The 20140-nt window shown below is 44.7% G+C and carries 16 protein-coding genes and 1 riboswitch; of the genes, 3 read left to right on the forward strand and 13 right to left on the reverse strand.

Translation table 11 applies throughout. From position 1 onward, the window contains the following. The 10 genes from NLZ44_RS20085 to NLZ44_RS20130 all read right to left on the reverse strand — a co-directional run bounded on the left by NLZ44_RS20085 (nucleotide 1) and on the right by NLZ44_RS20130 (nucleotide 12815). A complete protein-coding gene (locus NLZ44_RS20085; protein WP_006619692.1) occupies nucleotides 1-261 on the reverse strand; it encodes a hypothetical protein in 261 nt (86 codons plus the stop codon). Then, nucleotides 258-656, reverse strand: a complete 399-nt coding sequence (locus NLZ44_RS20090; protein WP_493750930.1) for a cation:proton antiporter — start codon at nucleotides 654-656, stop codon at nucleotides 258-260. Before NLZ44_RS20090 ends, NLZ44_RS20085 begins: the two co-directional genes overlap by 4 nt. Further along, on the reverse strand, nucleotides 653-2113 hold the full coding sequence (locus NLZ44_RS20095; protein WP_493750931.1) for a cation:proton antiporter: 1461 nt from the start codon (nucleotides 2111-2113) through the stop codon (nucleotides 653-655). The genes NLZ44_RS20090 and NLZ44_RS20095 overlap by 4 nt, the downstream gene beginning before the upstream one ends. Then, the gene (locus tag NLZ44_RS20100) at nucleotides 2110-2418 is read right to left on the reverse strand and encodes an NADH-quinone oxidoreductase subunit K (protein ID WP_493753035.1); all 309 of its coding nucleotides are present in this window, start codon (nucleotides 2416-2418) and stop codon (nucleotides 2110-2112) included. Before NLZ44_RS20100 ends, NLZ44_RS20095 begins: the two co-directional genes overlap by 4 nt. Before the next feature lie 165 nt (nucleotides 2419-2583). Beyond that, nucleotides 2584-4044, reverse strand: coding sequence for a cation:proton antiporter (locus NLZ44_RS20105; RefSeq protein WP_111890709.1), 1461 nt, complete (start codon nucleotides 4042-4044; stop codon nucleotides 2584-2586). Nucleotides 4045-4235: 191 nt separating this feature from the next. Next, nucleotides 4236-6902: a bifunctional acetaldehyde-CoA/alcohol dehydrogenase gene (gene adhE / locus NLZ44_RS20110; RefSeq protein ID WP_493750932.1), complete on the reverse strand. Its 2667-nt coding sequence runs from the start codon at nucleotides 6900-6902 to the stop codon at nucleotides 4236-4238. A gap of 245 nt (nucleotides 6903-7147) precedes the next feature. Further along, nucleotides 7148-9754, reverse strand: a complete 2607-nt coding sequence (locus tag NLZ44_RS20115; protein ID WP_493750933.1) for a GAF domain-containing protein — start codon at nucleotides 9752-9754, stop codon at nucleotides 7148-7150. A gap of 128 nt (nucleotides 9755-9882) precedes the next feature. Next, nucleotides 9883-11016 (reverse strand): glycosyltransferase family 4 protein, encoded by a 1134-nt coding sequence (locus NLZ44_RS20120; protein ID WP_008050780.1) that lies wholly within the window; start codon nucleotides 11014-11016, stop codon nucleotides 9883-9885. Nucleotides 11017-11118: 102 nt separating this feature from the next. Beyond that, nucleotides 11119-11916, reverse strand: coding sequence for a DUF3153 domain-containing protein (locus NLZ44_RS20125; protein WP_111890706.1), 798 nt, complete (start codon nucleotides 11914-11916; stop codon nucleotides 11119-11121). An 83-nt stretch (nucleotides 11917-11999) separates the two neighbouring features. Next, complete coding sequence (locus NLZ44_RS20130) at nucleotides 12000-12815, reverse strand: carbohydrate ABC transporter permease (RefSeq protein WP_008050783.1); 816 nt, start codon at nucleotides 12813-12815, stop codon at nucleotides 12000-12002. A 476-nt stretch (nucleotides 12816-13291) separates the two neighbouring features. Between NLZ44_RS20130 and NLZ44_RS20135 the strand changes: the two genes are divergently transcribed. After that, nucleotides 13292-13987: an aldehyde oxygenase (deformylating) gene (locus tag NLZ44_RS20135; protein ID WP_493750934.1), complete on the forward strand. Its 696-nt coding sequence runs from the start codon at nucleotides 13292-13294 to the stop codon at nucleotides 13985-13987. Nucleotides 13988-14066: 79 nt separating this feature from the next. On the opposite strand, the gene NLZ44_RS20140 is transcribed toward NLZ44_RS20135, so the two are convergent. Continuing rightward, the gene (locus NLZ44_RS20140) at nucleotides 14067-14213 is read right to left on the reverse strand and encodes a hypothetical protein (RefSeq protein WP_493750935.1); all 147 of its coding nucleotides are present in this window, start codon (nucleotides 14211-14213) and stop codon (nucleotides 14067-14069) included. A 368-nt stretch (nucleotides 14214-14581) separates the two neighbouring features. Between NLZ44_RS20140 and NLZ44_RS20145 the strand changes: the two genes are divergently transcribed. Beyond that, nucleotides 14582-15601: a long-chain acyl-[acyl-carrier-protein] reductase gene (locus NLZ44_RS20145; RefSeq protein WP_493750936.1), complete on the forward strand. Its 1020-nt coding sequence runs from the start codon at nucleotides 14582-14584 to the stop codon at nucleotides 15599-15601. Between the two features lie 512 nt (nucleotides 15602-16113). Here the strand turns inward: NLZ44_RS20145 and iscB are convergent. After that, nucleotides 16114-17385, reverse strand: coding sequence for an RNA-guided endonuclease IscB (gene iscB, locus NLZ44_RS20150; protein ID WP_493750937.1), 1272 nt, complete (start codon nucleotides 17383-17385; stop codon nucleotides 16114-16116). Between the two features lie 285 nt (nucleotides 17386-17670). Continuing rightward, on the reverse strand, nucleotides 17671-18873 hold the full coding sequence (locus NLZ44_RS20155; protein WP_006625671.1) for an argininosuccinate synthase: 1203 nt from the start codon (nucleotides 18871-18873) through the stop codon (nucleotides 17671-17673). Nucleotides 18874-18995: 122 nt separating this feature from the next. On the opposite strand from NLZ44_RS20155, the gene NLZ44_RS20160 reads away from it, so the two are divergent. Beyond that, nucleotides 18996-19922, forward strand: a complete 927-nt coding sequence (locus NLZ44_RS20160; RefSeq protein WP_493750938.1) for a glycosyltransferase family 2 protein — start codon at nucleotides 18996-18998, stop codon at nucleotides 19920-19922. 43 nt (nucleotides 19923-19965) lie between these two features. Then, nucleotides 19966-20126, forward strand: a riboswitch (cobalamin riboswitch). Nucleotides 20127-20140 lie beyond the last annotated feature (14 nt).

Genomic DNA, 20140 nt, shown 5'->3' on the forward strand with positions numbered 1-20140 from the left:
TCACTTAGTTAATACATCACTCATGCGTCTAAGAATTTGAGCCAATAGCATTAAAGACGCATTCCCAACACTGAGAATAATTACCCCAACTACGCCAATCATCCAATCATCTCTTAAAACCGAGACAACTAGAATCATGATCGATGTTTTACTAGCAATACTAGAAAATGCTAACACCTTTTGCCAAATATTATCATCTTGGCAGGCTTCGTAAATAGGAATCATTAAAGCTACCAGCATCATCATTAAGATAGTGTTCATGAATCAGGCCTCCGGCGACGTACCCAATGGACTTCATACCAGCCCTCTTGGTGATATTTTAAAACAATGGTTTTCGGGGTAAAGGTAATGATAAAGATATCTAAAAAAATCAAACCCGGTGTTCTTTGGGGTTTCACTCTTTCCATGGTGATATCTTCATAATTATGGGGTTTTAAGATAATCTCAAAAGCCTCTAGGTAGGCTTGAGGCACTGACCTAATGACTTCCCCTAAAGCCCTTAACCAGTCGTTTAAAGCCGCCTTAGAGGGGCGACGACCGGGTAATAATAAACACACACTCACCCCGATAATGATATTAGCTAAACTCAGGTCAGCAGTAATCAGAAACCATATAGCTAATCGCAGAATTAAGTTGAGAGACAGATATTTAATCATGCTATACCCACCGCGAAAATCAACCAAAACAGCACTGTTAACATGATGGTCATTCCACCAATAATATGTTCCAGCTTTTCCCAGGATCTGGACAGGTTCACTACTAAGTCTTTAAAAAGCACAAAATAAGCCAACCATCCGACACTTATAGTTACCAGGGATTTGACAATATTATCAATAGTATAAACTGATTGATAATAGAAAAAGTTAGCCAAAATCAGCCCCCCCAGCAGAATTACCATAGCTGGCCATAATCCCTGCTGCTTTGCCTCAGTTTCTGGGGTTGCTGGTAGTTGAGTATGGGTAAGAAAGATGAATTTGGCAAAGTATATGGTGGTTCCTATTGCCGCTATATTTAGGATGATTTCTTGCCAAGACAACAGATTTTTAAAGGTGATCATCTTCGCCCCAAAACCTGACAGTAAAGGGAAGCCAGACACGGACAAACTGGCTATTAATAATGGTATCCAAACTGAGGTATTAATGGGCTGCGCCTGTAGTTGCTTAAAGTTGCGACTAGGTAAACTTCCAGCTATTAAGAATAAAGCTGATTTAACCAAGCCGTGGGTGAGGGCATAAAACCCGCCAACTACTGGGGCAGCGAGGATAAATCCTAACTGGGAAATGGTGCTAAAAGCTAGGGTTAGCTTGGTGTCTTTTTGAAAAACTGCATAAATTACACCGAAAATGGCGGTGCTGATACCAAAGATTCTCAGCACTGGGTCAATCTCTGGTACAATTAGGGCGCAACGAATTAGGGGAAATACTCCGGCTTTGACTACGACTCCTGAGAGGAGGGCGGAAACGGGGGTTTCTGATTCGGAGTGGGTTAGCGGTAGCCATAACCCAGAGACAAACACGCCACCTTTGACTAATAGTGCCATTAAGATTAGGGCTATGGCTTCTGGAGAGGAACTCCGTAAGCCACTAAAGGCAAAGGAATGATTAGCTTGGTAGACAATACCAACGCCGATCAGGTAGAATAGCATGGCGGTGTTGCTTACAAATAGATAGCGTAGGGCTATCCAAATTGAGCGATCGCTACGAGGGTAGGAAATTAACAGGAAAACTGCTATTCCTAACACCTCTAGGGCTACATATAGGCTAATAAAATCCTGGCAAACAAATGTGGCATTAACACTGCCATGTAAAATGATTGTCTGGGCATAAAAAAAAGCGACTTTCCCCCGGTTCCAACAGTAAAAAATCACTGCAGTTGTGACTAGGGCGTTGGTCAAAATAAAGTAGCCACTTTGTTGATCAACTAATAGTTCAACACCAAAGTTATCTAGTAGTTTGATTTGCAAATCTGTATCATTTAACAGAACCTGCAACCCATAAGCTAGGGAACAAAGGGCTGCCAAAACAGCTAGATAGCGATCAAGTTTGGGGAGTAAATAGATACTGAACCCCATACACATTGGTAATGCTATCAATGCGATCGTAATATTGGTCATGGGGTATTGTTCTTTTCGATCTCGTCGGTTTCTAGGGTGGGGTTATCGCGGGCTAACTTCATGACACCAACCAGCATTAATGCTTGGACGGAAAAGCCAATTACGATCGCCGTCAAAATCACCGCCTGTGGCACCGGGTCGGCATAACTGCCATTATCTCTGGCATTACCGATAATCGGCGTAAAAAAGCCATCTCGTGAGGCGATGAGTACATAATAGGCGATTACCCCTGTACTCATCACATCCATGGAGATAATTTTCATCATCAGGTTCTTTTTGAGAATGATGCCGAAAAATCCGAACATCACGGAGGCGAATACTAACGACTCTAACACAATTATCTGTCAGCTAAAGGAGTTGGTTAATTATATGTAAAGCATACACTATTTCCGCAAAAAACAAAATATCTTTTTGGGAATTTCGGCAAAATTTTAGTTAGCCAAAATGCTCGGGTTTATCATGGCAAAAATTTAGGAAATTTTTAACCACACAACCAGCCAAAATATACCAGTTAAACTCAGAGTCATGACCCCAATCAGATGGTCTAATTTTTCCCAAGTTTTCGGGAGGTGAATTAGGGAGTTTTTGAAAATCATAAAATAGGCTAACCAACCCACCCCAATAGTAGCTAAAGCCTTAGTAATCTTCTCGACGGTATAGGTAGACTCGTAGTAGGGAAGATTAGCGAAAATTAAGGCAATAAACAGAATACATATAGCTGGCAGTAATGCCACTTTTTGAGAGTCAAATTTTTCGGAGGCGGCGGACTGTTCGTGGGGAATAAAGATAAATTTGGCAAAATAGATGACGGTTCCCACTGAGGCAATATTGAGGGCGATATCTTCCCAGGCTGACAAGTCTTTAAAAACGAGGGCTTTTGCTGAAAAAATAGATAACAGGGGGAAACCAGATATAGATAAACTAGCCAGGAGTAGAATTAGCCAGAGGAAAGTGGTAATCGGCTGCTGGTGCAGTTGTTTAAAGTCGCGACTAGGTAGACTTCCTTCTATGAGGAATAAAGCTGATTTAACTAAGCCGTGAGTGAGAGCATAAAAACTTCCGGCGACGGGGGCGACAATCATCAAACCTAATTGGGAAATACTACTAAAAGCGAGGGTGCGTTTGGTGTCTTGTTCAAAAATGGCATAAATTGCACCTAACAAGGCGGCGGCTACCCCAAAGATGCTTAGAACTGGGCTAAATTCGGGTAGAATTAAAGCTAAACGTACTAAGGGAAAAACTCCGGCTTTGGTGACAATTCCTGAGAGAAGGGCGGAAACAGGGGTTTCTGATTCAGCATAGGTCATGGGTAGCCATAACCCTGAGACGAAGATACCACCCTTGGCTAATAAACCCATGAAGATTAGGGATATAGCCTCTGGAGAGGAACCCCGTAAGCCAGCAAAAGCAAAGGAATGATGGGCTTGGTAGACAAGGGCGACCCCTACCAGGTAGAATAGCATGGCGGTATTGCTAACAAATAGATAGCGTAAGCCTACCCAAATTGAGCGATCGCTGCGAGGATAAGCAATTAATAAAAAAACGCCTATTGCTAAGACTTCTAAAGCCACATATAGACTAATAAAGTCCTGGGACATAAAAATTGAGTTAAGGCTGCTATGAACAATTAATATCTGAGTAAAAAACAAGCCAGTAATCCGGGACTGCCAACAGTAGACAATCACTGCCATAGTGACTAAGGCATTGGTCAAGATTAAGTAGCCACTATTCTGATCAATTAATAATTGAACTCCAAAGTTATTCAATAATTGAATATTCAGGTTGGGGGGTTCTAAGATAACCCATAACCCGTAAGCAAAAGACATCAGGACAACCGCCATAGCCGAATAGCGATCGATTTTGGGGAATAGATAAATGCAAAATCCTACCAAAATTGGCAGTAATATCAAGACGATGGTGATATAGGTCATGGGCTGTTATGGTCATCCAGATAATTACTCAAATCAGGTTCTTAGTGAGAATCTAATATTCGGATTATACATGATAGACACCAAAATATTTATGGCTATGCTGGCCCCCATTTGAGCAAAAAAAAGAGGCGATCTGATCTAGTCAGAAACTCGCCTCTCAAATGGGCTTGAATTTATAGGTAACTCACAACCTATTCACCCATCATAACTGGTTCCGGGCCAAAAGTCGGAAATACAGTTTTGCCATTATTTTCGGTAGCGACGACTGGATGCCCATAATAGGCATCAATAATCAGTTGCTTGAGATCCTCAATTAAGGGATAGCGAGGATTGGCCCCTGTACACTGATCATCAAAGGCTTGATCTGCGACTTCATCAACCTTAGCCAAAAACTCGGCTTCGCTTTCTTTAACGACTTCTTTCATGGCTTTAGGAATTCCTACCTTATGCTTGAGTTCTTCAATAGCCAAAATTAGGCGATCGATTTTTTCATCATCAGTATTTCCGCCCAAATTCAAATAATCCGCGACGCGAGCATAACGCCATTTAGTGTTAGGATATTTGTATTGGGAGAAAGTGGCTTGTTTGAAGGGTGCATCAGTAGCATTGTAGCGAATTACATGGCTAATCATTAAGGCATTCGCCAAACCGTGGGGAATGTGGAAAGTCCCCCCTAATTGGTGGGCAATAGAATGGCAAATACCCAAGAAACCATTAGCAAAAGCCATGCCTGCCATAGTGGCTGCATAGTGCATTTTTTCCCGTGCTTTCGGGTCATTTGCGCCATTGTTATAGGAACTAGGTAGATACTTGAAAATCAGCCGAATGGCTTCTAAAGCCATGCCATTGGTGTATTCGGAAGCCAACACGGAAACAAAGGCTTCTAGGGCGTGAGTTAAGGCATCAATACCCCCAAAAGATGTTAAACTTTTCGGCATATTTAAGACCAATTCGGGGTCAACGATCGCAATATTAGGAGTCAAGGCATAATCTGCCAAAGGATACTTAATATTATTGCGGCGATCGGTAACCACAGCAAAGGGTGTCACCTCGGATCCAGTTCCCGAAGTAGTAGGAATTGCCACCATTAGTGCTTTTTCTCCCAGCGGCGGCAAATCATAGACCCGTTTACGGATATCCATAAATCGCATCGCCAAACCTTCAAACTCAATATCTGGATGTTCATACATGAGCCACATAATCTTAGCAGCATCCATAGGCGACCCACCACCAATGGCAATAATGACATCCGGTTCAAAGGTATTCATGAGAGTTAAACCCCGTTGTACGGTATCCAAAGACGGGTCAGGTTCAACATCATAAAAAACGTCATATTTCACCCCGATTTCTTCGAGAACTTCCTCAAGAGATGCGGTAATTCCCAAATTAAACAAAGGCTTATCAGTGACAATAAAAGCCCGTTTTTTACCCGCCAACTCTCGCAAAGCGACGGGTAGGGAACCATACTTGAAATAGATTTTGGGAGGGACTCGGAACCACAGCATATTTTCCCGTCGTTCGGCAACGGTTTTAATATTCAACAGGTGAGTAGGTTCGACGTTTTCACTAATGGAATTACCGCCCCAAGTTCCACAACCCAGAGTTAAAGAAGGGTCAAGACGGAAGTTATACAAATCTCCGATCGCCCCTTGAGATGAAGGGGTATTAATTAACACCCGCGCGGTTTGTACCTTACCCTCAAAGGCATTAATATGATCAGTATTATTAGGGGAAGTATACAAAGCGGCGGTGTGACCACGACCTCCCAACTGTACCAAACGTTCAGCTTTCAGAACGGCATCCTCAAAATCTTTCGCCCGATACATAACCAAAACCGGCGATAGTTTTTCATGGGCGAAGGGGTCATCATCATCAATATCTGGTCGTTCGCCGATAATCACACGGGTATTATCAGGAAGACTTAGCCCCGCCATTCCTCCCAATTTATTAACAGTTTGACCGACAATTTCGGGGTTAAGATGACCGTCTACAAAAATCACCTTCGCCATGCGATCGGTTTCTTCTGGGGTGAGGAAATAAGCACCACGGGAGAGAAATTCCTCCCTTACCTGGTCATAAATAGAATCAACGACAATTACAGACTGTTCACTAGCACAAATCATGCCATTGTCAAAAGTCTTACTGAGGATAATCGAAGATACCGCCATTTTAATATGAGCAGAATCATCAATTAAAGCCGGAGTATTCCCCGCACCAACACCTAAAGAGGGTCGCCCGGAAGAATAAGCAGCACGCACCATTCCCGGACCCCCTGTAGCCAGTATCAGTTTAATATCCTGATGCTGCATCAACGCCTGAGATAGGGGAACTGTCGGTTCATCAATCCAACCAATAATATCTTCGGGCGCACCGGCTTCAACGGCTGCTTCCAGAATAATACGCGCCGCCTCATTGGTACATTTTTGGGCGCGGGGGTGGGGTGAAAAAATAATCCCATTGCGAGTTTTTAGGGCAATTAAAGCCTTAAAAATAGCGGTAGAGGTGGGATTAGTAGTGGGGACAATACCTGCTAAGATGCCCACAGGTTCGGCGATTTTTTGGAATCCGAAGGATTTATCGGATTCAATAACACCACAGGTTTTGGTGTTTTTATACTTGTTATAGATGATTTCCGAGGCGAAGTGATTTTTAATCACCTTATCCTCAACTACCCCCATACCTGTTTCTTCGACGGCTATTTTCGCTAGAGGTATACGCGCAGCATTAGCGGCTAGGGCTGCTTTCTTAAAAATGTAGTCTACCTGTTCTTGAGTGAAGCCAGAGAATTTTTGCTGGGCTACTTTTACCCGCGCAATCAAGTTCTCTAATTCTTCGATATTGGTCACTCGATTAACCATGAAAATACCTCAGATAGGACTATTACCCAACTATGTACAGGGTCTTAGGCTGACCCATACAGTACAGTAGTGGCTCAAAGATTTTGACTATCAGACAGTATAGCGCTTGTTCGTGATTTGTGTAGGTAGCACCTGCTCAAACATCAAGTTTGCTTGACTCCCCTACCGTTGATTATAGCCAAAGGGTGTATCCCATGATACATAATCAATCAATAATTATTAATTATTGAATTCTTAATTCTTAATTATTTAGTTGTCATAGTATGGATACCATCCCAGTCGGGGGGTGGGGTATTTTGTAGATAATTCTGGGCGCGACCGATGTGAATTTCGACGGCCCTATCATCCGATCGCATTTTTTGAGCTACTTCAAAATGCTTAATAGCCAAAGCAAAATCCCTAGCCAAATAAGCCTGTCTTCCCAGGTTATAATATCCCAAAAACTCGACCAATTCATCATCTAAAGCCTGAGATTTTGAGGCAATCAACTCATAAATATTAACGGCATTATTTTTACCTTTCACCCGGACTTTATCCAACTCTCTCACCCAAATGCGATCGCCACACAAATGATAAGTCATCTCACTTAAAATAATATCACAGCCATACAATTTAGTCAGTTGTTCCAAGCGGGAACTCAAATTAACCCCATCGCCAATCACAGTATAATCCATCCGTTTTTGAGAGCCAATATTTCCCGATACGACTTCTCCGGAACTCATACCAATACCAATTTTAATTTGAGGTTCATTAGGTCGAGACTCATTAAAATCTTTCAACCGTTTTCGCATATCCAAAGCGGACTTAACCGCCATCCAAGCATGATTATCTCTGAGAGGAAGAGGCGCACCAAACACAGCCATAAGTGCATCCCCGATAAACTTATCCAAAGTTCCCTCATGGGAAAAAACAGCTTCGACCATAGTTTCAAAATATTGATTTAACAACGCGACGACATCAGAGGCTTCCAAATTTTCAGTTAAGGTGGTATAGCCACGAATATCAGAAAATAGAATAGTTACTTCTTTCCTTTCCCCAATCATCAAAGCATCTTCTCCCAAAGCCATAACCCGTTCAGCCACTCCGGGAGTCATATAGCGATACATGGTAGTTTTCATACGTTTTTCGCGGCTAATATCTTCCAAAACCACCAAACCACCCCGGACACCACCTTCGGGGTTAGTCAAAGGATTAACAGTCAAATTAATGCTACGTTCTAGCTGTCGAATTTCGGAAGCGATCGCCTCATTATCAGCCAAAGCATTGCCATCCAAAGGCTGATATTCTTGACCCCAAACATGATAAATATCTGGTTTTTTCTCATCAGGAACCACCAAAATGGGGATGGGTGTTGTATCTCCAAATTCCCCAACTATCATTTCGACTAATCCTACAGTTAAACTTTGTTCGGGGACAAAATGGCGGGCGGCAAATTTGAGACTATCCTCAAGACGCAATTGCAAATTTTCAATAGGAAGAACATCCCAGATATATTGTCCGCTAAGTTGAGATTCCCAATATTCGCGAATTTGTCGATGGCGGGGACGGTGACGGGGACAGCCGAGCAATTCTAAAGCGGCATCATTAATGGTAACAATGCGACCTTGTAAATCGGTAGAAATAACCACATCTGAGAGACTTTGGAGAATATCTTTTTGATACTGTTTCTCCACCATGACATTTTCAAACAGTTGGGCATTTTGCAAAGCAATACCCGCCTGAGCATTAAAAGCCCGCAGAAATTCCTCATCAGAATCGGTGAAACTGCCTTTATGTTTATTAATTAACTGAGTGACACCAATCAGCTCACCCTTAGCGTTGTAAACTGGCATACAGAGAATATTACGAGTGCGATAGCCAGTTTTGCGATCGGTTGTCGGGTCAAAGCGGGGGTCTGCATAAGCATTGGTAATATTTAGCACTTGACCTGTGGAAGCCACATAACCCGCAATTCCTTTATTAGCGGGAATGCGAATTTCCATCATGGTTTTACCATCAGCCTTAGCTACTTTAGTCCAGAGTTCCTCGGTTTCTTTTTTGAGTAGGAAAATGGTACTGCGATCGGCTTGCATTAGGTCTCTCGCCTGTTCCATTACGGATAACAAAGTAGTTTCGAGATCTAAACTTTGACCGAGGGTAGTGGTAGCCTTGAGGAGGGCTGCTACACCTCGCTGGTTACGGGCGGCCACAAAAAATGATTGACAGCTTTCGAGGATAATGCCAATAGAATCAGCAAAGGAGCGAAATTGCTGTTCGTCTTCCTCGGTAAAAGGGCGATCGCCTGCTTTATTGAGGAGTCGCACCACGGCGACGGCCTCTTGAGGATTTTGGGTGCTAAAAATGGGCATACAGAGAATGCTGCGCGCTTCGTACCCTGATGGTTGATCAATAGCGGGGTCGAAGAACTCATGGGTTTGAGCATCAGTGATATTGAGGGCTTCTCCGGTACAGGCGACATGGCCAAGAATACCCACATCCATAGGTAGGCGAATTTCCTCGGTATGTTTAGAGTCGGAGTTCCCCTCGCCGTCAGTTTCGTTGTTTTCGGGAGAGGTTTTGTACCAAAGCTGACCCTTGCTGCGATTAATCAAAAAAATGGTAGTGCGATCGGCTTCTAAGATTTGTCCGATTTTGAGAGTAAAGGCATCGAGAAGCTGTTCGAGGAGGGTTTCGATCGCTTCATTGTTAATCAGTTCGATAGCTCGGAGAAATTGTTGAAATTCTGCGGTAATGAAATCGAGAATACAAATAAACTCTCCCATTGGCAGATTTTTTACACGATCTGCCAACAAGCCCATGCGATTAACTTGAGTCAATGTAGCCAGAATGCTACCTGCGTGGGAAACTGTCATGGGTCGGGGTTAAATTGACAAAGGACTCCATCTGAACGGTTGATCCCCCGATTCAGTAGCCTAAAAAGGAAGAAGCAAGGAACAGCGATAATCCATTCCTTGTCTCAAGTCTACGGGTTTCCTCTCAACTAGGCAACAGAGGGCAGTGATTGACGAGTCAAAATATTTTGATAATAGCGCCTCAGTTGGCTAGTGGCCGCAGCCCACCCCCAGCGTTCGGCTTCTAATCGAGCATTTTGTCGCAACCTTTCCCGCTCATCACTATGGGATAACAGTCTACTGGTGGCTTTGATGGCTCCTTGTTCATCCTTGGGGTCAAACAGATAGCCATTTACTCCGTCAGTGACAATATCGGGAATTCCCCCAGACCGCGCGGCTACTACGGGGGTTCCTGCCGCCATAGCCTCGAGGAGGACTAAACCTAGGGTTTCTGTCCGGGAAGGGAAAATGAAGGCATCAGCGCAGGCGTAAGCGGCCGCTAATTGTTCTCCCCGCAGATAACCCACGAAGTTGGTGGGAGTTCCGGCGAAATGTTGTTCTAGGTTTTCTCGGTTCGGACCATCTCCGACTAGAGCTAGACGGGCGTTGGGTATTGCTGCTAGAATAGGTTTAATGCGATCGATTTCTTTTTCGGCTCCTAGTCTCCCCACATACAACAGTAGGGTATCGTCTGGGTTTCCCATACTGAGGCTCGCGCGCATTTCTTTAGTGGCTTTGTGGGGTTGGAACAGTTCTGTATCCACCCCCCTCTGCCATAGGTCTACCCGTTCAATGCCATGATTGCGTAATTCCTCAACCATAGCTGTGGAGGTACACAGGTTTAACATAGCCTGATTATGGGCTGTACGCAATAACCCCCACAGGAATTCCTCCAGCATTCCTAAGCCGTAGTGGTGCAGGTATTGGGGTAGATGGGTATGGTAGGAGGCTACTAACCCGACGTTGAGTTTTTTACCATAATATAAGCCACTTAATCCTAATACAGCCGGGTTAGCCACATGGATAATATCTGGTTTAAATTCGGCTAATTTTGCCCCAATTCCCGGATGAGGAAGACCGATTTTGAGTTCGGGATACATAGGGAGAGGAAATCCATCTACACCGTAGATTTGACAGCCTTTATATTCGGTTAATCCACCTTCTGGAGAAACTATTAGCACCTCATCACCTAGGCGATTTAGTTGTTCGGCGGTATGACATAAACGGGTAACAATCCCATCTATTTTCGGTAAAAATGTTTCAGTAAAAAGGGCGATTCTCATAAAAAGTTAGCGCGGCTTGTCAAATATTTGGGAGGGCTTTAGAGACCATAAAAAACGAGTCTTTAAAACTACAGTCATCACCATAGTAAAATTTACCCAGTTTTAGCTATCCGAGGTAAGGGGTTGATTATTATTGGCGGCTGGTGTGACAGTCGGTGATAACAGTCGATACTTCAGCAGGAAGCCAAAATATGCGAAAACGGCAATGATAGCTGTACCAATACCTACAGGACTAGGAACCCAGAAAATGGCTTCGAGTCGGTTAATCTCTCCAGGTTGGAGAGTCCATACTACCAACTTGCCGTTTTCTTCTGTGGTCGGGTTGGAGTCAGAGTCGGGGTTGCCGTCTCCTATGACCCGCGCCCCCCAAGGAGTAATCAGCCTAAATTCTAGGTCGATCAGGTTTTCGGCCCCAACAATAACGTTATCCTCGCTGGCTACTAGGGCTAGGGATGTTAGGTCTAATTCTAGGTTAATCCGATTACGCAGAGCAAATATTAAGTTATTTTGCTTTAAACGCAAATCTGAGGCAAATTGTGGTAGTTGCCCTTCTGTAGCCGGAAGCGATCGGCTAGAGGGGGGGGTCATGGGGTTAAAAAAGGCGCTAAATTTTTTCTGCAAATCTGCCCCATTGTCAAAGGGGATAGTAACTTCAATCTCCTGATTGGACAATTGTTTAGCTTTACCGTTGAGAAGTTTGGCGCGACGACGCAGACTCGGAAGCCACTCATCTAAAGCGTCAGATCCGAAGTTAGTCACTCCTTCGGCTAACCGGATATGCTGGACAATTTTGCCGTGGGTCTGATCAGAAAATTCAATCCCTATATCGGAGTGAACACATCCCCCCAGCATCAGGGAAACTAAACAACTGATGATCAGAACTCGCAATCGTTTCAACATCCAACTTGGCCTCACCAGAAAATCGGCTGCTCATCTGTTTCTCATCAAACCCGATCGCCAAACCATTGTCAATTGCTGAGGGGTTAATTTTTAATTCCTGTGGTAGCAATACCTCGGATGAACTGTCGCTGACCCAACAGGAATAAGATCACCACGGGGACAGTGGCAATAACTACGGCGGCCATTAGTAGTTGCCAACTGCTGGTAAACTGTTCCTGAAATTCGGCTAAAGCTAGTTGTACGGTTCTTAACTCAGGTCTGGTGGTAAATACCAGGGGCTTGAATAAATCATTCCATTCGCCAATGAAGGTAAATAGAAACAGGGTTACTAGGGCAGGACGGGCTAGGGGTAGCATAATTTGGGTGAGAATTTGCCAGCGGTTGGCCCCGTCAATGGTGGCCGCTTCCTCTAAGGCTACGGGAATGGTGATGAAATATTGGCGTAACAGAAAAATCCCGAAGCCGTTGACGGCTGTGGGTAGGATTAAAGCCCAGTAGGAGTTGAGTAAATGACCCCATTTGAGGACGAGAAAAATGGGAACGACTAATAATTGAAAGGGAATGACTAAAGTCGCTAACACTACTAAAACGATCGCCTGGCGGCCGCGAAATTTGAGTCGCGCTAAGGCATAACCCGCTAAGGCTGAGGTGATCACCTGAAAGGCGGTTACAGATAAGGCGACAAAGGTGGAATTGGCGAAGGCTAACAGAAAGCTACCCCGCTGCCATGCCTCTTGGTAGTTTTTCAGGGTAAGCTGAGAACTATCGACGGCACTAGGTTCTGATAGGGAGGATCCTACCACAATCACTAGAGGCAGCAGGACAATTCCCGCCCCCACCAGTAACAACAACAGGGTCAGTACCTGAAAAAAAGTAGTCCAGTTTACAGATTTTTTCATAAAGTTGAGTTATAAGGCGATCGCTAATTGGATTAAGATAAACTTATCAAAAATGCTATGATCATTAAGTTTAACTGGGTAGGTCAGGAACTAATCCTAGAAAATCCTACAAAGTTGGTCAATTCCTGGAATAAATAGGTAAAGTAAACTATAAAGATCCTAATGCTTGCTGATGCTCAAGGCCATTGAGTTGGTCAGATACCATGATTGTGTGTGTCTGGATTATCAGTATAATGGCCAATAAGGAGTGAGGCAAGCTATAAAATAGACGATTTTTCGACCCCACTGTACGGTCAGGCAGATCGAAACAGGTTCTCGGGAATGAGAGCAAAACGCTTGGGGAGATATCGACCTCTGGGTATCTGGCTTTTGAGTTAGATGTGTAAGTCGGATCGCTGAACCAAGAATTCCACTGTTAAGGGGCGTGGGAGTGTCAAGAACAGCTCATTTGTTTGTTACCAGGAGAAATCTAATTTATGCCACAGCTTGAAACAATTACTGAACTGGACTTTCAAAACGAAACCTATAAAGATGCCTATAGCCGGATTAATGCGATCGTAATTGAAGGTGAGCAGGAAGCCTATGATAATTACATCAAACTGGGTGAAATGCTACCGGAAGAACGGGAAGAGCTAATTCGTCTGTCGAAAATGGAAAAGCGTCATAAGAAAGGGTTTCAGGCTTGTGGTCGCAACCTGGAAGTTACCCCAGACATGGACTTTGGCCGTGAGTTCTTTGCTAAACTTCATGGTAATTTCCAAAAGGCGGCGGCTGAAGGGAAGTTGGTCACTTGTTTGCTGATCCAATCTTTAATTATTGAAAGTTTTGCGATCGCTGCTTACAACATCTATATCCCCGTGGCTGATCCCTTTGCTCGCAAAATTACCGAAGGCGTGGTTAAAGATGAGTACGAGCATCTGAACTTTGGCGAGGAGTGGCTGAAAGCTCACTTTGAAGAGTCCAAAGCTGAACTAGAAGAAGCTAACCGCCAAAACCTACCCCTGGTCTGGAAAATGCTTAACCAGGTAGAAAAAGATGCCAGTATCCTGGGAATGGAGAAAGAAGCCTTAATTGAGGACTTCATGATTGCCTATGGGGAAGCTCTGAGCAATATTGGTTTCACTACCCGCGATATTATGCGGATGTCTGCTTATGGTTTGGCAGGAGTTTAACTTAGTCAGGTTGAGATTTTGAACAAAAACGGTCGGTGCGGTCGGTGAGCTCCGCCGAACTGATCGCAGCCGAACCGCGCTAACGGGTGGGATCTGCGATCGCCAGGGTCTTAATCGTCATAGCCTTATCAGAAAAAATGGGTTGAAAACCTCGTCCTTTTAGGGCGACTTGGTGTGAAAATATGTTTAAGTCGTTGACTTTGGGAACGCCGGAAACAAGAGACACTCCGTAATCCCTAAAACTGAAGCTTACTCGCCGAAATGACGGTGAGGAGCGCTCCAGCAAATGTTCTGGAGGTTCACCTAGAAGCTGGGCTTGTTTGTGTGATCTTTGGACTCATGGGAGTCCGGGATTAGCATAAGACACCCCCACCTCGCGCCGGAGCCGGTGGGCAGAGCTTCATTCGGAATTGCTGGCACTATGGGCAGGTTGGTGATGAGATTAAACATAAAATCACAACCCAACCTGCTCCTTTGCAGGTAAAATTAATTTCTATGGTCCGGCATCGACTCATACAGCTCGTGCCGGGAAATGGGTAAATGGAATAGCCTCCCCCAAGAGGATGTTAACTCAAAAATAACTAACGTCGAATCATGTTTGGTCTCATCGGTCATCTTACCAGTTTGGAACACGCCCAGGTTGTGGCTCGGGATTTGGGTTATGCAGAATATGCTGATCAAGGTCTGGATTTTTGGTGCAGCGCACCACCCTTAATTGTTGAGGATATTAAGGTAACAAGTATTACGGGTCAGGTGATTGAGGGTAGGTATGTAGAGTCTTGCTTCTTACCCGAAATGTTGGCGACTAACCGCATGAAAGCTGCTACTCGCAAAATTATTAATGCTATGGCTCATGCTCAAAAAAATGGCATGAATATTACGGCTTTGGGGGGGTTTTCTTCGATTATTTTTGAGAGATTTAATTTGGATCAACTGGGTAGAATTCGCAACATTAAGTTGGAGTTTGAGCGCTTCACTACCGGAAACACACACACGGCTTATATTATTTGCCGTCAAGTCGAACAAGCAGCGCCGAAATTGGGAATAGATTTATCTAAGGCTACTGTGGCTGTTTGTGGCGCTACCGGAGATATTGGCAGTGCGGTCTGTCGGTGGCTAAATGGCAGACTTGATGTGGCTGAAATACTATTGATTGCTCGCGATCGCCAAAGACTCCAAAACCTACAAGCTGAATTGGGACGGGGTAAAATTATGGCTTTAGATGAAGCATTACCCCAGGCTGATATTGTGGTTTGGGTCGCTAGTATGCCACAGGGTGTGGAAATTGACCCGGAGGTTTTGAAAAAACCCTGTTTGTTGATTGATGGGGGCTACCCTAAAAATATGGCAACTAAGTTTCAAAGTCCCGGTGTTCATGTCCTGTCTGGGGGCATTGTGGAACACGCTTTAGATATTGACTGGAAAATCATGAAAATTGTCAATATGAATGTTCCCGGTCGCCAGCTATTCGCCTGTTTTGCCGAATCTATGTTATTAGAATTTGAGGCTATATATACCAATTTTTCTTGGGGCAGAAATCAAATCACTTTGGATAAAATGGATATGATTGGTCGGATGTCTATTAAACATGGTTTTAAACCACTGATGCTATAACTTTTCCCCCTCCTCACCCGCTACCCTCCAACTCGGTTAAACTCCCAATTTCGGGTGAGGATCTCATTATTATTTATGACTTTTGGGGGTATGCACAAAATGTCGTTTTTGTCAAGGTCGGTAAAAATAGCCTAGGGATTTTCCCGAAAAACTCGTGAATCGTGAATTTTAATTTCTGCCGGGATAATAATTATAACCGCGATATAATTAGGGTTTCCGGCTTTATTTTTGCCAATAGATATAGTAAAGCCTTGGGCGCGATTTCTCCTAGCTTACCACAACCCCTATAATCTCGTCAACTTTTGGCGAGCAATTTTCCCTAAAATTGTATTAATTATTAACATTCTTTGAAAAAAAAAATCTATTTGGTTGTATGAATTAGCAAAACTTATGTAAAATCCCATAAGTAGGGGGTGGGCGAGTTTCACGTAAACCTCTTGGGAGCGTGGAAGCCCCGTGTCTTTAGACCGGGGAGGAAACGCGACAGGGGGACTTTAGTCCCCGTCAATCTTTCAAGCATAGGCGTAACCATCCTTCCTGTGAATGGGTTGGCAGTATTTGTGGCTGATGCCTGCCACCCGTACAGAAGCGGTGGTAATATCAAAACTACCAGACGCACGGCAGAGAACCCGTCCTACATAGGAGCCAATTTTCTTCCCCGCTGTGACCGTAGCCGTCACCATGTCGCCAGTCTGAAAGCCTTTATGAATTTGCCTCCTGGAGCGGTGACGAGTAGGGAATCCGTACTTATTCGTCCCGCACATCTGACGGGTTCCATGCCCCTTTGCTAAAATCAGCAACGGTTTTGAAGTCAGAACTTCGAGTGATTCGACTGGTCCAACACAGGCAGCATCAAGCCAGTGAGCTTTAGGTAGGTTGAGCCTCAGTCGATTGAACTTCGTTTGTCCGCCAGTTCCTGTGGTAACTGGGAGTCCTGTTGCTTTCAGAGCCTTGAACAAGGCCCATCGGGTCGAGTTAACGGCAGCCGCATCTTTAAGGGGTGATTTGGCCTGCCTGAGAAGACGACTCAGGACATCAGGCTGGCCCGATAAAAAATCCCGAATGTCCCCATTGCCTTTGGCTTGATTGCATGAGTGGCAAGCCATCGTCAGGTTAGAAACCCGGTCAGAGCCACCCTTAGACCGAGGCTGGATATGCTCAACTTCAAGTGGTACATTTTGATCCCCACAGTAAGCACAGGTTCTGCCCCACTTGAACAACAGGTATTCCCTGACTTCATAGCCTTGTAATTCTCCCTGCTGATACTCAACACCTGATATCTCAGGGTTTTCCATCAATTGCAGGTCGAACCGTACTAGCTCTTGGGTAATGCGGCCAACTGGGGCAAGTCTAGGAAATCGGTGAACCCAGGTCATTAGAGTATCTACTCGATGCTGCCAGCTGGGAGCTAACCAACCCTTGCTCCGAGTCCGATTCAAGAACCGAGCTGGTCGATATCGGGTCTTGCGGTTTCGTCGAGAACGTCGGAGTTGACGACGAGAGAGCAATGCTTCTTTAATCTGCTGTCCTCGGTGCTGCAACTCGGCAGCAAAGATAATATGATTCCCTTGCTTTAAGGCAATTCCAGTGACTTTAGAGCCTGGGTCTAATTTGAGTTCGAGGGGTTCAGGATTAGCGTCAACCTCCTTGTTTAGAATAATGGTGAATGGGTAGCGTCGAAATACCGATGCTTTCCCGGCTTTGAGCAGTGATCGTGCCATCCCTGGCTTGCACGGTGTCAGGGGCTTGCGGTTGGTATCTAAAACGAAAATATGGTTAGACATTGTTGCGTCTGTTCTGATTGCTCGTAACGTTTGCTTCGCTAATGTTCAGAGTCGGTACTTTCCAAATCGCACTGTCTTAACCCCTTAGAACTGTTTAACGATTTGGTTCTAGGGCCTGGAACTAGCACGCATTCCAGGGTAGGAACTTTAACTCTTGCTCTGAACGTAGCCAGTTAAGGCTTAAGCTGGTCAGCTACCTGAAAGCGGGGGGCACGAAGCCCCCGTGCTTCAGCCGGGGGTGCTGACTTAACTGTAGAACCCGCCCCAATAATTGACAATTAAATCTTACTCTCTGATTTTTTCGGACCAAACGCGAGTGGGAAGACCCCAAACATAGATAAATCCTTCGGCGGCTTTGTGGTCAAATACATCTTCAGAACCGTAAGTAGCCAGGTCAAGGCTGTAGAGGGATTTGTCAGACTGGCGACCGACAATGTTGCAATTGCCTTTAAACAGTTTGACCCGTACAGTGCCGCTGACCCGTTCTTGAGTTTGTTTGATAAAGGCATCGATCGCACCTTTGAGGGGACTAAACCAGAGGCCATTATAGACAATTTGGCTATAGGTTTCCTCAATGCCGCGTTTATAGCGGGTGACATCAGAAGTGAGAACCAGACTTTCAAGATCTCGGTGAGCCTGAATGAGTACAACCATGGCAGGGGATTCGTAAACTTCCCGAGATTTAATACCTACCAAACGATTCTCGATCATATCAATGCGTCCGATACCGTGGTTTCCGGCGATCGCATTTAAGCGAGAGATGAGGTCAACGCCATTGAGTGCTTCCCCATTGAGGCTAACAGGAATGCCAGATTGAAAGCCAATTTCTAAATATTCTGGCTGGTCAGGAGTATCAGCGATCGCTTTAGTCATCCCATAGACATCCTCTGGGGGTTCAACCCAGGGGTCTTCCAGAGGTCCAGCTTCGATCGCCATACCAAGCAAGTTGCGATCGAGACTGTAGGGGGAAGACTTTTTAACGGGGAAGGAAATGCCAAATTTTTCCCCATAAGCGATCGTCTCTTCCCGACTCATACCCCATTCCCTAGCCGGAGCTAAAATCTTAATATTAGGGTTGAGAGCGCCGATAGACACATCAAAGCGGACCTGATCATTGCCTTTTCCCGTGCAACCGTGAGCGATCGCATCTGCTCCGTATTTTTCGGCAACTTCCACCAAAACCTGAGCAATCAAAGGACGTGCTAAAGCCGTAGCCAGGGGGTAGCGGTTCTCATACAAAGCATTAGCTTGAATAGCCGGAAAAGCAAACTCCTGTACAAATCGCTGTTGTACATCAATCACTAAAGACTCACTCGCGCCAGAGTCGAGGGCCTTTTGTTTCACTGGTCCTAGTTCATCACCTTGTCCCAAGTCAACCGCCACAGTAATTACTTCAGCTACCCCAAACTCATTTTTGAGATAAGGAATACAGACAGAGGTATCTACACCACCAGAGTAGGCAAGTACAGCTTTTTCAGCGCGACCCATAATCTACCAAAGCTCCTAGATCAACAAACATTTCATTATCACCCCAATCGCCACCATTGAAAAGTAAGGCTGTAACAATTAGGTTATAGTTGCAGAGCATCGCCAACTGTCCCAGAAAATATATGTTTTTTAGCGTTGTTATCCCTACCTATAACCGTTTGCCGATTTTACAGAAGTGTCTGAGAGCATTGGAAAATCAAACCTATAGCGCCGCCGTGACTGGCTATGAGGTGGTGTTAGTCGATGATGGTTCCACTGATGGGACTGTGGAATGGTTGGGAACTAACACCCTCGAATTTCCCCATCTTCGCATCTACCAGCAAGACCACCAGGGACCAGCGGCGGCGCGAAATTTGGGAGTTGAACAGGCGAGGGGAGATCTGATTGTTTTTATCGATAGTGATTTGGTGGTAACTGATAGCTTTCTTGCCGCTCACGCTACCGCCTTAATTGCCAACTCTCAAAAAAGCGATCGCATCTTTACCTATGGTCGAGTTGTGAATACCTGCAATTTTGAAAATCCCACCACAGAACCCTATAAAATCACCGATTTTTCTGCCGCTTATTTTGCCACCGGAAATGTGGCGATCGCCCGCCATTGGCTAATCGAAGCCGGATTATTTGACCCTCAATTTCAGCTTTATGGTTGGGAAGACCTGGAACTAGGAGTTAGGCTCAAAAAATTAGGCTTAAAATTAATCAAATGCCCCGCCGCCGTCGGATATCATTGGCATCCACCCTTTAGCTTAGACCAAATACCCGCCCTAATTGAAAAAGAAAAACAAAGAGGCAGAATGGGGGTAGTTTTCTATCAAAAACATCCTACCTGGTCAGTCAAAATGATGATTCAAATGACCATTTTGCATCGGATACTCTGGGGCATTTTATCCCTAAGAGGTCAACTCAATGAACGGACAATGGCGCATTTTTTACAGTGGTTAATTAATCGTGGTCAGCCTCAATTAGCCTTAGAAATTTCTCGAATTTTTTTAAATTGGTATAACGTCCAAGCCGTCCAACAATATTGGGCCAGGCGAGAGCAAACTTAATTAAATATTTGCCAGCTCGGTTCACTGTTGACCTACACATGATACAATAGCGCCAACTATAGGTTCTAGTGGGGAACAGCCACTAGGAGTAATGGGGAAAGTTCGGTGTAAATCCGGCGCTGTCCCGCAACTGTAATCAGATTTCCGGCTAATTTGTCCACCCCATCTGTGAGTCAGGATGCCCGCCTATAGTTATTTCTCACTCACAAATCTGCGAG

It is taken from the genome of Arthrospira sp. PCC 9901, from assembly GCF_059013425.1.